The sequence below is a fragment of the Mucilaginibacter gynuensis genome, from assembly GCF_039541195.1.
Lineage (GTDB): Bacteria > Bacteroidota > Bacteroidia > Sphingobacteriales > Sphingobacteriaceae > Mucilaginibacter > Mucilaginibacter gynuensis.
The window spans coordinates 230,774-245,299 of sequence record NZ_BAABFT010000001.1 but is presented as its reverse complement, the minus strand read 5'-3'; the positions used below and the strand labels follow the sequence as shown (position 1 = coordinate 245,299).

Genomic DNA, 14,526 nt, shown 5'->3' with positions numbered 1-14,526 from the left:
CCTGCTTACCAAGGCAGCGGTCCGTCCGGACCGGTAAAGCCACCTGTAGAGCCATCGGTTTCCAGCGCTACGCGAACAGGTTCGCGCGATCCAACTTCGAGGCTATCTGTACCCTGAAAATTGTTCAGTGCCGTAGCCGTATAACCCGGACTGGTTGCATTAACCTTGATGTTTTCCTTCTCCAGCTCCAAAGCAAAGGCCAGGGTAACCGCGTTAAGGGCCGTTTTTGAGGCAGCGTAAACAATACCAAAGTGTTCTCTTGCCCAGCACTCAGGGTCAGAGACCCAGGTAAGTGAGCCCAGTCCGCTGGATACATTGACAATACGGGCTGCCGATGATTTTCGCAGCAAAGGCAAGGCTGCCTGCGTAACGGCAATAACGCCGAACACGTTGGTTTCCCACACAGTGCGCACCTCGTCTAAAGATACATTGACGGCTCTGCCCGATTCCATTACTTCCTCCACAGTGCGGCCCGGTTTACCGGCATGTGAAATACCAGCATTATTTACCAGCAGATCCAGGCGGCCGGCTTCTTTCTCAATACGTTCTACCGCAGAGCTAATGGTTGCCTGCTGGGTAACATCCAATTGGATGGCATGCGCGTTAGTACCAATTTCAGCAGCGGCTTTTTCGCCATTGCTTAGGTTACGTGATCCTACATATACAATGTACCCGTTAGCTGCAAGCTCTTTTGCTATTTGAAAGCCCACACCCTGGTTGGCACCGGTTACCAGCGCAATAAGCTGGTTATTTGTTGATGACTCAATTTGATTTTCCATTAGAATGATAATTAATAAATGAACAAAGCAAATTTGAGCAATCAATACATGGCCGTCATAACCAAATCAAGGACATTTGTAACCAAAATGAAAAGATGGTGATTAGTTGCTTTGGTTAATTGAAAGACTGCCTGAACTCTGCCGGGGAAAGCTTGGTTTTGCTCTTGAATAATTTACTGAATGATTGCGGATAATCAAAGCCCAGCGCATAAGCCACTTCACTTACAGACATACCGGTGGTTGACAACATTTCCTTAGCCAGGCCAATCAGTTTATCGTGTATATGCTGCTGCGTGCTTTTACCGGTTAGTGTTTTCAATAAGCTGCTCAGATAATTGGGGGAAACATGAAGCCCCTCGGCAACAGACAACACAGTTGGCAGCCCCTCATCGCTTAAATTAAGAAAAGATTTACTCAGAACATCTTCCAAACGTGTAAGCACATCATGGCTGCTTATTTTGCGTGTAATAAACTGACGTTGATAAAAACGCTGCGCGTAAGCCAGCAAAACTTCTAACTGGCCTATAATAATATTTTGCGTGAACTGGTCGATACCCCGTACATATTCCATTTGTATGTTCAGCATAATACCATTAAGTATTGTTTCTTCCTGTTCAGAAAGGAAAAGCGCTTCGTTAACGGAATAGTCAAAGTATTCATATTGCCTGATGGTTTTGGCCATAGGCGTGTTCCACAAAAAATCAGGATGGAAGATCAGCAACCAACCTGAATGTTCCGCAAGTTCGTCCGCGTCAGATTCTATACCGATCTTCTGTCCCGGTGCCATAAAGGTCATGATACCTTCATCGAAATCATATACCTGCTGGCCGTATTTAAGCTTCGCGTGAAAATTCTTTTTCAGCGCGATGGCATAAAAATCGAGCACCCAGCTTTGCGGATTATTTGTTGCCTGCCGCATATCTTCAAAGCGTACCACACTAACTAAAGGATGCACTGGGCCGGGCAAACCCCGAAACCGGTGAAACTCCGCAATGGTTTTAATATGTTCAGGCCGGTGATCTGTCATATACTAAGATACCTGTTTTTGAAAGGCCTTTGCAAAATCGGCAGCAAAATCCGTTAATTTTACTTTACCTAATGCAGGCCGGTGCTTATAATAATCTTCCGCAATCAGGCCTTTATGATGCCCCGCCTGTAGTTCAACTAATAAGGCTGCTGAACTTGCAGGTAAACCCGCTGCCTCCAGGGTTTGCTGTGCCTGTTCATCAGAAATTAAATCCCACTGAAGATCCGGTTTGCCGATAGCTTCGCCTAAAATACGGGCGACTTCATTACAGGTCAGTTCATCACTTGCTACATAACGTATACGTCGGCCTGCTGTAGTATTTTCCAGTTCTTCGGCTACTGCCGCAGCAATGTCAACAGGTGCCACAAGTACGGTGCGGTCATCCCCACCATAATTGGCGGCTATTTTGCCGGTATATTTGATAGCCGGTATAAAGTTGAAAAGATTGTAGTAGAAAGAAGCCGGACGAATGTGGCTAACGCTTATCCCGCCCGGCAGCCCGTTCATTACCTGCTCCAGGTAATATGTGCCAACAATTCCGCCGGTGCCATTATCCCTATGCGCTCCCCAGCTACTCAGGTTTACTACTTTGCCAACGCCTGCTTGCGTTATAGCCGATGCATAATTATTGCCAATACGGCTGAAATGTTTCACCGGATCGAGGCCGGGATCCAGGTAACTTACCGGCGGCACCATGGTATACACAGCGTCTGCACTGGAAAAGACTTGTGCCAAAAAATCCGCGTTCTCTACAGAACCAATAGCTGCTGCAGCTCCTAATTCTTCAATAGCGTGTTGTTTTTCAGCATTGCTGCTGATAACGGTTACCGCATGGCCTTTTTGAAGTAACTCCTGTGTGAGCGGTTTACTGATGTGCCCCAATGAACCTGTTACGATGATTTTCATAAATTAAATTTTATGAATCAAAAGTCTGCAACAAAGCAAAAGCATTAATAACCAAATCTACGCTTGTTGTGTTGTAATCTACGGCCGCGAAATCGGCAAGACAAGAAACCTACAGATTTTTATCTTTTCGCATCATGCTTAAAAAAGCAGGAGTAATACCCAGGTAACCGGCTATATGCTTTTGAGCTATCCGCTGCTCAAGGCCGGGGTAGTGTTTACGAAATAGCAGGTAGCGTTCTTCGGCAGTTTTTGATAAATTGGAAATGATACGCCTTTGGTACATCTCAAAGCCGTTTTGAGTAAGGATGCGAAAAAAGCGTTCAAATTTAGGCACCTTTAAGAAAAGCTCTTCCAGCCGCGGCAGGGTAAAGTAGTACACCGCCGTATCTTCCAATGCCTGGATGCTGTTCATTGCCGGTTTTACCTTGAAAAAGCTTACGATATCGCAAGCCCACCAATTTTCGGGATAAAAGCAAATGGTGTTCTCCTGCCCATTCTTATCCGTATGGAACATCCGCAGGCAACCCTTCACTACGAAATAGATGTTCTTATCAATATCGCCCGGTTGCAGCAAAAAGGTACGTTTGGCAATTGTTTTATGCTGTAGTAAAGCAAGCGCCTGCTCCTGTTCTTCAGGAGCAAGCGCAATATGCATCGCGAAATTTGACAAGATCAGTTCAGACATGCACCAAGATAATAATTAAAAGTCTGTCTTGCGGGTCATGAACAACTTCAGCTCATCTAACGCGGCCACACGTAATGGTTCGGCTATGTCATGATAAGCGGCACTCATGGCTATGGTTTTAAATGTTTCGGCATTGGGGTATTCTACCATAACAATGGCATCCCAAACTTCGCCTTCGGTGGCTATGATATTGCCCAGCACTTCTGTTACCAAAGCTACCTTAACGCCTTCTATCCCTAATTGGCTTACAACCTTGTTAAAGGCAGGGATATACTCTTCAAAATACAGCTGTCTGTCTCTAAATTTTAACATGTTCAGCATCAGCACGGGGCCTTTACCCTCTTCAATATCCGGAAATGAGATCATTACTATAAAATTATGGGTTAAAAAAAGCCGACTATTCGGGTGATGCGGTTCTGCTCGTCAAATTCAAAATAATCCATACCCTGAACAGGATAGCCCTCCGGGCGGATGGCCAGCCAGCTAAAGCGACCGCTACGGTGATGTGTTTCTGGCTGACTTAATACCTTGAACGTTCTTGGCCCCATCTGCCCGTAAGAGCTAATGATCAGGTCAATGATCGCGTCCTGACCGATGATGGTATCCGTAAGTTTATCGGTATAAGTACCCTCCGGAGCCCAGCATGCTTTGATCTTTGCCATTATGGCTTCGCGTTCTGTTTCGTTCCATGCACTTGTGTAGGTGAGCATGGTTTCTTCCATGTTTTTGATGTTTTCCATAGCACAAAGGTCGCCGCCTGTCACCGGAAAAAAGTTCAACTGGTTGAAGGTTTTGAGATTTCCTTCTATCTGATTATGTACAATCTATAAGGGATAGGGCAATATCTTAATTGAAGTTATGGCTTTTGAATCAATTAAACTGAATTTAACACCCGCAAGTATATCATTATTGATCTTCCTTTATTTCGATAACAACTCCTGAAAACAACCTTTCTCCATCAGTTCCGCCTGATAAAACCCGGCCTTTTGCTTTCAGGCGGATGATGCGGCCATCGTTAAATCTTTTTTGGGTGTAAGTAAATTCGTAGTCGCTGCCATCAGCTATGGCTTGTTCAATAACTTTTATAATGGTATCGCGGTATTCATCTGTTACCTGGCCAATGGCTTCTTCGTAGGTCATGCTCCGTTCATGCTCCCATCCTACTATGCGGGCGAGGATAGGGTTATATTTCAGGATCTTTTCTTCAGTGGAGACTGACCATGTACCAATATTGGCGGCCTCAATGGCCAGCCGAAGCATAGATTCGGATTGTTCTAACTTCTTCCTGGCATTAACATGATCGGTAATATCAACCGCCACTATAAAAATACTATCTGTTAAGCCCGGCGTATATTGTACAGGCTGATAGATCATGTCGTAATAACGTGGCTGGTACACGCCGTTAAAATTCAGGAAAGCGCATAGTTCTGGGTTGATGTATGGCACACCCGATTCACGTACCGAATCAAGGATGTTGATAAACGGCTGTCCTTCCAACTCGGGCAGGGCAACTGATAAAGGTTTATTGACCACGCCGTTCGTTTTGCCCCAATACTCCACAATCTTTTTGTTCGCCATTTCTACTATATGATTGGGCCCTCTTAGTACGGCTATCGCTACAGGGGCATTATCAATCAACTGCCTTTGCTTGGCTTCGCTTTCAAATAATTTTTTGGAGCGTTCAAACACGCGGTTCTCCAGGTGTTGGTTCAGTTCCTCCAGCTGACTTTTTGTAAGGCTCAACTCATAATTAACAAGAGCCAGTTTTTCAACCGCGGTATGCAGTTTAACATTTGAGCTGGCAAGGTCTTCTGCCAAAGTAAGTTCTTTAATTATGGCTTTTTCAATAGCATCCTGGTGCACTACCTTATCGGTAATGTTATATACATTCAGCAGTAAATAGGTGACTTCGCCATTGTAAACGATAGGTACTATTTTGATATCCCACCAGCACAACTCACCGACACTGACAATGGCCGACGGAATATTGTAATGCAGCGGTTTCATCTGCACAGTATTCCCAGCATAAATGGCTTCATGAAAGGCTTCGATAAGCAAAGTTGGCCCGTAACTCCCGGCTTTTTCAGGATCAAAGGCAGCCCAATAACTCATCCCCCTGATGCTCCTGTTTTTTATATAGGTAGCTTCTTCGTATGCTTTGTTGTAGGTAATCACTGTAAAATCCGGCGCATCATTAGCAAGGATAAGCGTAGGCACCGGTGTCGCCAAAAGCGCTGTAACCAAGGGATCTGTAAATAGGTTCATGGTTGGTGATTTTAAGTACTTTCCTTATTGAATGGACTACTTGTAGTACAATGAAATTTTACCGAATAAGTTTTCGTGTAATGAAAACAAATATCGTTTCTTCTCGCTTTGCAAACTTACTCACCAAACCGCCAACTGCCAATATCATTTTTACTGCATTCTAATACCAATTTATTAATTTGGTTACTATAGAAAACTTTTAAAAAAGAAATAATGGCATCCTCTATTTAGGCCATAAGGCAATGAAGTTTGCAGGATATATGCCAAAATGCTACCTTGGTTGAATCACTCATAACGTATGAAGAAATTATCATTACTGGTTTTTGCCTGCCTGCTGGCACCTGTCGCTTTTGCGCAAACAAATAGCGCCATAGCCATTATTCCCGAACCTGTAAAAATCACCCCGCATACCGGGGCTTTTGTTTTACCCCGGGAACTAACGGTACAAGCACCACTGAGCACTAAAATGACACCGGTACTTGATCTCATCAAAAATAAATTCTCTACCGCTACCGGCAAATTGGTGCATATTAAGGTAAGCGCGCCGGCAGCACCCATTAAACTGATCCTGAACAAGGTTACCGATAAGGTTATTGGCGACGAAGGATATTACCTGTCATCTACCTTAAAGGGCGTAACCATAAAGGCGAACACCGAAGCCGGTTTATTTTACGGTTTACAAACCTTATTTCAGCTTTTACCAAAAGAGATTGAAGGTAAAGAAGTTGCCAAAAACGTACAATGGCTTATCCCTGCGGTGGAAATCATAGATTATCCGCGCTTTGCGTGGCGAGGATTGATGTTTGATGTTTCGAGGCATTTCTTTACTAAAAAAGAAGTGATGAGCTATATTGATAATATGGCCAGGTATAAGCTGAATCTTTTTCACTGGCACTTAACAGATGATGAGGGCTGGCGTATCGAAATAAAAAGCTTCCCCAAACTAACAACCGTGGGCGCTTTCAACGCGAAAAGGGAAGGAACTTTTGGAGATTTTATTCCGCCGAAGCCTGATGAACCTCGCAATTACGGTGGCTTTTATACTCAGGACGATATTCTTGAAGTGATCAAATATGCTCAGGAAAGATTTGTGAACATTTTGCCGGAAGTGGATGTACCCGGCCATAGCCTGGCAGCAGTGGCAGCTTATCCTGAACTATCGGCCACGCCCGGCGCAAACAAATACGCGGTACGTTCGGGTGAAAAAATAATGGACTGGTCAAAACCCGGTCACCCTGCATTGGTAGACAATACTTTGAACCCTGCCGGCGAGTTTACCTACCAGTTTTTAGATAAGGTGGTTGGTGAGATAGCCGAATTGTTCCCTTTCGGGTATATCCATTTAGGGGGCGATGAATGTGCCAAAAACTTTTGGGAACAAAGCGACGCGGTAATGGAGCTGATGAAGAAAGAAAACCTGAAATCGCAGGAAGAAGTACAAAGCTATTTTGAGAAACGTTTGGAGAAGATAGTAGAATCAAAGGGCAAAAAGTTTATGGGCTGGGATGAAATACTCGAAGGTGGCATAGGCCCTAATGCAGCCGTGATGAGCTGGCGAGGTATAGCGGGTGGTATTGAAGCGGCAAAACTGGGACACGAAGTAGTAATGAGCCCTACCACTTTTGTATACATAGATTATATGCAGGGCGACCGCGTGATGGAGCCGCATGTGTACGCCAGCCTACGCCTGAGCAAAACGTACGAATTTGAACCAGTACCGGCCGGCGTTGATGCCAAACTGATAAAAGGTGGGCAGGCCAATTTATGGACAGAACAGGTGTACAACATACGCCAGGCCGAATATATGACATGGCCACGCGGATTTGCACTGGCAGAAAGTGTATGGTCGCCGCCTGCCAAGAAAAACTTTACCACGTTTTTCGCTAAGGTTGAAAAGCACTTCGCGCGTTTTGACGAAGCGGAAATTAAGTATGCGCCCAGCGCGTATGAGCCCGATTTTAAGGCAGGCAGAAATGCCGATAGCACGATAAATGTAACGCTCAGTTCGGAAGTACCGGGCCTTGATCTATATTATAGTTTTGATAATTCCTATCCCGACAGGTTTTATCCAAAGTACACAGGAATATTAACTGTGCCTATTGATGCTACGCAATTGCGCGTGATCGCATATCGTGGTAAAACACCGGTTGGGCGTTTTGTTACTATGCCGATATCAGAATTAAAAAGCAGACTCCCTAATCACGGTAAATAATAAAAAATCTTATTTTCATTTACTTGCCATTACTATAATTGATTCCGTTTATATTCTATATAAACGGAATCAACTTTTAACGCCAGCCCAATCCTGGAGCCACATGTTCAAGGATTGAAGACAGTACATGCACATTGTAATCAACCCCTAATGTATTGGGTATGGTCAACAGTACTGTATCTGCTTCTTGGATAGCTTCATCTTTCGCTAATTCTTCGATGAGTTTATCCGGTTCGGCTGCATAACTTTTTCCAAATACAGCCCGCTTATCAGCTTCTATGTAACCAAAGCTATCGCTTCCTTTAGCTTGTTGGCCAAAGTAATATCTGTCTTGCTCTGTTACTAATGCAAAAATGGAACGACTTACCGAAACTCTTGGCTCGCGTTCGTGTCCGGCTTTTTTCCAGGCTTCTTTGTACAGGCGGATCTGCTCGGCCTGCTGTACGTGGAACGGCTTACCACTTTCATCAAATTTCAAGGTAGAACTTTGCAGGTTCATACCATTTTCGGCGGCCCAAACAGCCGTTGCATTAGATGCAGCTCCCCACCAAACTCGTTCCCGCAATCCTTCAGCGTATGGTTCCAGGCGTAACAAACCCGGCGGATTCGGAAACATCGGGTACGGGTTAGGTTCAGCGAACCCCTCTCCATTTAGTTGAGCCAAAAACTCAAGTGCTTTTTTTCGCCCCATATCAGCATCGTTTTCCCCTTCTGCAGGTTCATAACCAAAATGACGCCAGCCGTCTATCACCTGCTCTGGCGAACCTCTGCTTATCCCCAATTGTAAACGCCCTCCTGATATCAGGTCAGCAGCGCCGGCATCTTCCACCATATAAAGTGGATTTTCGTACCGCATATCGATCACGCCGGTTCCAATTTCGATTTTATTTGTTTTAGCGCCTATTGCCGAAAGCAATGGGAATGGCGAAGCCAACTGAGCCGCGAAATGATGAACGCGGAAATACGCACCATCCAAACCTATCTCCTCAGCTGCAACAGCCAGATCAATGGATTGAAGCAAGGTATCGCCTGCTGTACGGGTTTTATAGGCAGGATGGTTAGACCAATGGCCAAACGATAAAAAGCCAATTTTTTTCATGTAGTTACAAAATTAAGGAATAGTAGGTCAACTTGAGTATCAGCGAAAAGTCATGTATTGTAAGTATTGGTATCTATGGCGAGTCATTATAAAAGTTGATGTCCACACTCAATCGCTCAGCCCTGTTTTCCTGCTGGCTATTATCCGTCGGCGGTGCCGGATGCCCCAATCTTTCAACGCCATAAGCACACTCTCCAGTGAACAGCTGTAGGACGTCAGTTCGTAGCTTACGCTCACGGGTACGGTAGGCAGCACGGTTCGCACCACAAATTCGTTCAACTCCAGTTCCTTTAGTTCTTTAGATAGTACCTTGGCCGTAATATCACCTACCGATCGCTGGATATCCTTGAAGCGCATAGGGCCTTCGGTGAGCGCGAAAACCAACGGCAGTTTCCATTTGCCATTCAATACATACAGGGCATCCCTAATGCCGGTAACACCTTCGGCACAAGCATTATGGGCGCAGGGATGTTTACTCCCTAAGCCATTCGTCAGATCCGTTTTCATGCGCTGAAGATAAGCAGTATCCCAAACGATACCGGTATCCTTTGGGAAACTCATATCTTTTTGATACTTGGTACAGATAGTTTTGCTAATGTTAAAAACACAAACAAAATGAAAAAGATACTGCATATTATTTCCAGCCCTAATGGCGAAAAATCGTTTAGCACTAAACTGGGTAACGCTATAGTAGAGAAGATTACGGCGGCTAATCCGGGCAGCACCGTTAAGGTACACGACCATACCAAAAATCCCTTCCCTCATTTGGAAGAAGCCACACTGGCAGCTTTTTATACACCTGCCGAAAACCATACAGCCGAAAACAAAAAAGCGCTTAAACATTCCGACGATGCTATCGCGGAGATTCGGGCGGCAGACATTGTGGTCATCGGCGCACCGCTGTGGAACTTTAGTATACCTTCGGTTTTGAAGGCATGGATAGATCACATCGCTCGGGCCGGTGTCACTTTCAAATATGACGAAACGGGCGCGGAAGGGTTGATCAAAGGTAAAAAGGTTTACGTGGCGATGGCCTCCGGTGCTGTGTATTCAAGCGGACCTTACCAGGCCATGGATTTCGTTTCCAGTTACCTGACTGGTTTGCTTGGCTTTTTAGGCATGACCGATCTTAGTGTTTTCCGCGCTGAAGGTGTCGCCTATCCGGGGCAAGCAGATGCGGCTTTACAAAAAGGTATAGATAGTATTGCTTTGTAATGAAAGCGGCAATAAAATAAAGTTGTCAATTAACGACTGGGCGACAACATCTGCAAGGGAAGTTAGACATGTTTAACAGATGCACCTTTTAATCACTTCGTCAACACGAAAAACAAAAGCCCGACATTACGCCGGGCTTTTGTTGCTTTACTTTATAACGCTACATCACCAATTGGTTGGTGTTGTTATTCTCGTCTGTTAATTTTATTCCGTTTCTACGGGTTCTATCGCGGGAGGGATTAATTCATAAACGATCGGCGTTACAATACGCGATAACAGTGTTGAGCTGATCAATCCGCCGATAAGCACGATGGCTAAAGGCGAAATAAGCGGATTGGTGGAGATAGCAATAGGGATCAAACCACCAATGGCTGTTAAGGAGGTAAGCACAATAGGTAAAAAACGCACCTCTCCTGCTTCACGAATCGCTTCCTGAAGACCTTTCCCCTGCCGTCTTAACTGGTTGGTAAAATCAACCAGCAAAATGGTATTCTTTACCTCAATACCCGCCAATGCGATCAACCCGATAATTGCCACAAATGACAGCGAATTACCGGTTACCCAAAGCGCTACCGCCGCGCCCACTACCCCCAACGGAATTACCGAAAGTATAATGAGCATGCTCTTGAATGTTTTAAACAGCAATACCAATACGGCAACAAACATAAATATGGTAACCACAATAATGCTCAGGAAACCACCGAATGAGTTATTGCGCGATTCAACCTCGCCACCCATTTCATAGCTGTAACCAACGGGCAACTTCATGTTATCCATTTTTTGCTGCACATCTTCAAGCACCCGGCTTACCAGGTAGTTCTTCTGCACGTTAGCTTGTATAGATACCACCCGTTTCTTTTCCTGGTGGTTGATTATCGCCGGCGATGCTTCAAGTTTAAGGTTAGCAATCTGGTTTAGCGGTAAAGCGTTCCCCTCCGCGTTGTTCACATACAGGTTACTGAAGGCATCCAGGTTGGGGCGGCCTTCTTTCATCCTGGTCAGCAATACAGCGTAGCCATATTTATTGTCGTTATTATAGTAGGTGCCCATATCCAGCCCGGTTACAGCAAGGCGGGCAATCTGGTCTACAGCAAGCGATGAAACGCCCAGTTGCTGTGCCTTTTCTTTATTAACCGCCACCCTGATATCGCTTTTGAGCAAGCTCACCGGATTATTGATGTACATGGTTCCGGGCGTTGCGTGCAGCATTTTTTCTATTTTGAACGATAGCGCGCGTAAGGTGTCGAGGTTTTCACCAAACAGACGCACCTCTACCGGGGCAACAACGGGCGGCCCCTGTTCAAAATTCTTCACTTCAACCTTAGCGCCGGGATAATGTGCCCAACGGTTCTGTAATTTTTGAATAAGCGCCAACTTAACGTCCGGTCGGGTATCTTCATTCAGTTGAATAAACAGCTGTGCGAAATCACTGCGGTTATTTTCGGCGATCACGTTGTAATAGATCCGTGGGTTACCGTGCCCTACGTTGGTGGCATAATATTTAATTAGCGGCTCTTCCTTTAGCTGACTTTCAATAGCCTGCGTTATCGAATCGGTGTAAGGCAGGTTAGATTGATTAGGGGTAGTAATATTGATCAGAAACTGTGGTTTCTCAGACGACGGGAACAAGCTGAAACCAATCATCCCGAATAATTTCAGCGATGCCACAAATATAACTAAGGCAATACCTATGGTGATGAAAGGCCTTTGCAGCGCTTTATCCAACAAACGCGCATAGCTGCCATGTATCATCCTTTTAAGTCCGCGCATCAGCAGGTTACCTTCCGGGTTGCCGGTATGGTTCTTTAGCAAACGGCTTGATAAGAAAGGAATAATGGTTAACGAAACCGCCATAGAGGCCAGTACACAAAATATAACGGCAAGCGGTAAACAGCGAATAAAATCGCCCGAGCCCTCGGGTAAAAATACCAAAGGCATAAAAGCGATGATCAGGATCACGGTACAGCCAACAACCGCCATACCGATCTGCTTGGTAGCCTTCAGGGTAGCCTCCATCCGCGAATGGCCTTCCAGCATCCAGCGCTCAATATTTTCTACCACCACAATACTGTCATCCACTAATAACCCCAGCGCGACCACCAAACCCACAATACTCAACTGGTTAAGGTTAAAGCCGAACAATTGCAGCAATACAATACCTATAGCCAGCGAAAGCGGTATAGAGATCATCACGATAACCGCCGGACGGATACCCAAAGGCAGCAAAGTAACCGCTACCAGTAAAATAGCGATAATAAAATCGTGGCTTAAGCCGGTAAGCCTGCGGTTCACGTTATCTGCCTGGTCGAAATTTTGCACCAGGTCAATATTTGTAGGCAGTATCTTTTTAAAATCAGTAAGCACCTCTATGTACCGTCCCTGGGTATTGTTAATGTTTTCCCCCTCCTTTTGCGCAGCCACTACAAATACGCAACGGTGGCCATTAAGCCTTGCAATGTGCTTTTCTTCGCCGTAGCCATAGTATACACGGGCGATATCTTTAAGCGCTATGTTTTTGCCGCCTGCGGTATACACAATGGTATTGTTTACGGCATCAAGCGTACTGTAATCATTGGTTTTTATGTTGAACGTTAATTTAGATGCATCAACACTGCCACCGGGAATGCTGGCCATTTCGCTGTGCAGGCTATTTACCACCGCGCTTACCGGCAGGTGCATCTGCGACATTTTTTCGAGGTTCAGCTCAACACGTACCTGCTGGCCGGGTAAGCCATAGATATTAACCTGTTTCAATGCCGATACCTTTTCCAGTTCATCCTGTAGTTTTTCTGCATAGTATTGCAGTTTGCTGCGCGGCGCATTCTCCGATACCAGCGCGGCCTGTAACACGTTCACATCCGAAGGTTGTTGCTTTTGGATATCAATATTGGTTATTTCGGCAGGCAGTTCGGCACGCTTGTTATTTACCTCACGTACTATCTCCTGGTATTTTGAATCGATGTTGGAGCTGTATTTATACTCTACCCTGATTACGGCTACACCATTCGAAATACTGGTACGCACCCGCTTAATATCATCCAATCCGGAAATCACCTTTTCCAGCGGGGTTACCACCCTGTCCTCAATATCCCGCGGACTCGTACCCGGGTAATTCACAATAACGAGGTAAGAGGGCGCATGCATCTCCGGGTCTTCCGACCTTGGCATGTTCAGCATTGTGGTGATACCCAATACGATGATCATCAAAAAGATGACCAGCGTAAACTGGCTGTTCTTCACAGCATACTCAGATATTTTCATTTGGCAGCTGTTTTAGATGGTTGAACAATAATGGGACTGTTATCAGTTAAATAAGCCGAACCCGAAATAATGAGCGAACGTGCGCCAGCCAGACCACCGCTAATGGTAACCGTATTTTTTTCGATACCGGCCACGCTAACTTTTAGTTTACGAGCAGTTTTGTTATCATCGGTCACAAAAACATAGCCGTTGGCGCCGTCTCCATCTAAAAGGGCTTCGTATGGTATTTGCCAGGTTTGGCTACCTTTAACTTTATCATGCTTTACGCTGATGATAGCCTTGCCGAACATACCCGCCGCAATGGCTTGTGGTTTATTGGCCGTAATCGTAATATCAGCACTGAAGGTACCGGTAGCGGCATCTACCCCTTCAGAACGCCGGGTTACTTTGCCCTGCAAAGTTTGGCCGGGCAACGCGGTGGTTTCGATGCTTGCCTCATCATTCACTTGCAGCATGGCCCACTCATGGTCGCTAATGCTTACACGCAGCATCCATTTACCTGCACCGGCGCCATTGGTTTGCAGCACAGCAGTACCCGCGGTAACCTGCTGCCTTACATTGGCCAGTTTCTTCAGGATATAACCATCCTTAGGCGCACGGATCTGTGAGTATTGCTGGTTAAAGGCTGCCATATTCAATTGCTGACGGGCCTGCTGCATGGCGGTTTTACCGTTCTGCAATTGCTCTAAAGTGGCTACACTGTCCTTATACAGGTTTTGCACACGCTGGTAATCGCGTTCTGCCTTTTCGTTGGCCAGTTGTGCCTGTTGCAGCTGGGCATTAATATCGGTTGGGTTTAAGGTCGCCAGCAACTGCCCCCTTTTTACAGCATCGCCCTCACTTACGTTAACGGTGCTGATGATGCCTCCTGTTTTAAAAGAGAGCATCACTTCATCATCAGTAGTGAACTTGCCCGATACCGTAATTGGCGCGCTTGCATTTTGCTGCTGCAAAGCCATCACCTGTACGGGGATGGTATCGTTATTAATGTTTGATGTAACTGCTTTGGGCTTTGGGCCGCAGGCCTGTAAAAACGGCAGGCACAATAATAAACCGGTATATTTTAAAGTTTTCATG

The 14,526-nt window shown here is 45.5% G+C and carries 13 protein-coding genes; 2 read left to right on the top strand and 11 right to left on the bottom strand.

Going from position 1 to position 14,526, the window contains the following annotated elements; genetic code table 11:
* Positions 1-5: 5 nt before the first annotated feature.
* The 7 genes from ABD894_RS00930 to ABD894_RS00900 all read right to left on the bottom strand — a co-directional run bounded on the left by ABD894_RS00930 (position 6) and on the right by ABD894_RS00900 (position 5,662).
* Entirely contained in the window at positions 6-779 is a 774-nt protein-coding gene (locus tag ABD894_RS00930; protein WP_345209096.1) for an SDR family NAD(P)-dependent oxidoreductase, read from the bottom strand.
* Positions 780-894: 115 nt separating this feature from the next.
* Entirely contained in the window at positions 895-1,806 is a 912-nt protein-coding gene (locus ABD894_RS00925) for a helix-turn-helix domain-containing protein (RefSeq protein ID WP_345209095.1), read from the bottom strand.
* Positions 1,807-1,809: 3 nt separating this feature from the next.
* Positions 1,810-2,712, bottom strand: coding sequence for an NmrA family NAD(P)-binding protein (locus ABD894_RS00920; RefSeq protein ID WP_345209094.1), 903 nt, complete (start codon positions 2,710-2,712; stop codon positions 1,810-1,812).
* A 109-nt stretch (positions 2,713-2,821) separates the two neighbouring features.
* Positions 2,822-3,397, bottom strand: a complete 576-nt coding sequence (locus tag ABD894_RS00915) for a Crp/Fnr family transcriptional regulator (protein WP_345209093.1) — start codon at positions 3,395-3,397, stop codon at positions 2,822-2,824.
* A gap of 15 nt (positions 3,398-3,412) precedes the next feature.
* Positions 3,413-3,763: a BTB/POZ domain-containing protein gene (locus ABD894_RS00910; RefSeq protein WP_345209092.1), complete on the bottom strand. Its 351-nt coding sequence runs from the start codon at positions 3,761-3,763 to the stop codon at positions 3,413-3,415.
* A gap of 17 nt (positions 3,764-3,780) precedes the next feature.
* Entirely contained in the window at positions 3,781-4,137 is a 357-nt protein-coding gene (locus ABD894_RS00905) for an isomerase (RefSeq protein ID WP_345209091.1), read from the bottom strand.
* A gap of 166 nt (positions 4,138-4,303) precedes the next feature.
* Positions 4,304-5,662, bottom strand: a complete 1,359-nt coding sequence (locus tag ABD894_RS00900; protein WP_345209090.1) for a PAS domain S-box protein — start codon at positions 5,660-5,662, stop codon at positions 4,304-4,306.
* 298 nt (positions 5,663-5,960) lie between these two features.
* Here ABD894_RS00900 and ABD894_RS00895 point away from each other — a divergent pair, with 298 nt between their 5' ends.
* Positions 5,961-7,874 (top strand): beta-N-acetylhexosaminidase, encoded by a 1,914-nt coding sequence (locus ABD894_RS00895; RefSeq protein WP_345209089.1) that lies wholly within the window; start codon positions 5,961-5,963, stop codon positions 7,872-7,874.
* A gap of 76 nt (positions 7,875-7,950) precedes the next feature.
* On the opposite strand, the gene ABD894_RS00890 is transcribed toward ABD894_RS00895, so the two are convergent.
* Positions 7,951-8,973 carry an LLM class flavin-dependent oxidoreductase gene (locus ABD894_RS00890; RefSeq protein ID WP_345209088.1) on the bottom strand — a complete coding sequence of 341 codons (1,023 nt, stop codon included), beginning with the start codon at positions 8,971-8,973 and terminating at the stop codon, positions 7,951-7,953.
* 108 nt (positions 8,974-9,081) lie between these two features.
* Positions 9,082-9,534, bottom strand: a complete 453-nt coding sequence (locus tag ABD894_RS00885; RefSeq protein WP_345209087.1) for a winged helix-turn-helix transcriptional regulator — start codon at positions 9,532-9,534, stop codon at positions 9,082-9,084.
* A gap of 54 nt (positions 9,535-9,588) precedes the next feature.
* Between ABD894_RS00885 and ABD894_RS00880 the strand changes: the two genes are divergently transcribed.
* Positions 9,589-10,188 (top strand): FMN-dependent NADH-azoreductase, encoded by a 600-nt coding sequence (locus tag ABD894_RS00880; protein ID WP_345209086.1) that lies wholly within the window; start codon positions 9,589-9,591, stop codon positions 10,186-10,188.
* A gap of 204 nt (positions 10,189-10,392) precedes the next feature.
* On the opposite strand, the gene ABD894_RS00875 is transcribed toward ABD894_RS00880, so the two are convergent.
* Together ABD894_RS00875 and ABD894_RS00870 are read right to left on the bottom strand one after the other, a co-directional pair.
* Positions 10,393-13,449 carry an efflux RND transporter permease subunit gene (locus ABD894_RS00875; RefSeq protein ID WP_345209085.1) on the bottom strand — a complete coding sequence of 1,019 codons (3,057 nt, stop codon included), beginning with the start codon at positions 13,447-13,449 and terminating at the stop codon, positions 10,393-10,395.
* Positions 13,446-14,525: an efflux RND transporter periplasmic adaptor subunit gene (locus tag ABD894_RS00870; RefSeq protein WP_345209084.1), complete on the bottom strand. Its 1,080-nt coding sequence runs from the start codon at positions 14,523-14,525 to the stop codon at positions 13,446-13,448. The genes ABD894_RS00875 and ABD894_RS00870 overlap by 4 nt, the downstream gene beginning before the upstream one ends.
* Position 14,526 lies beyond the last annotated feature (1 nt).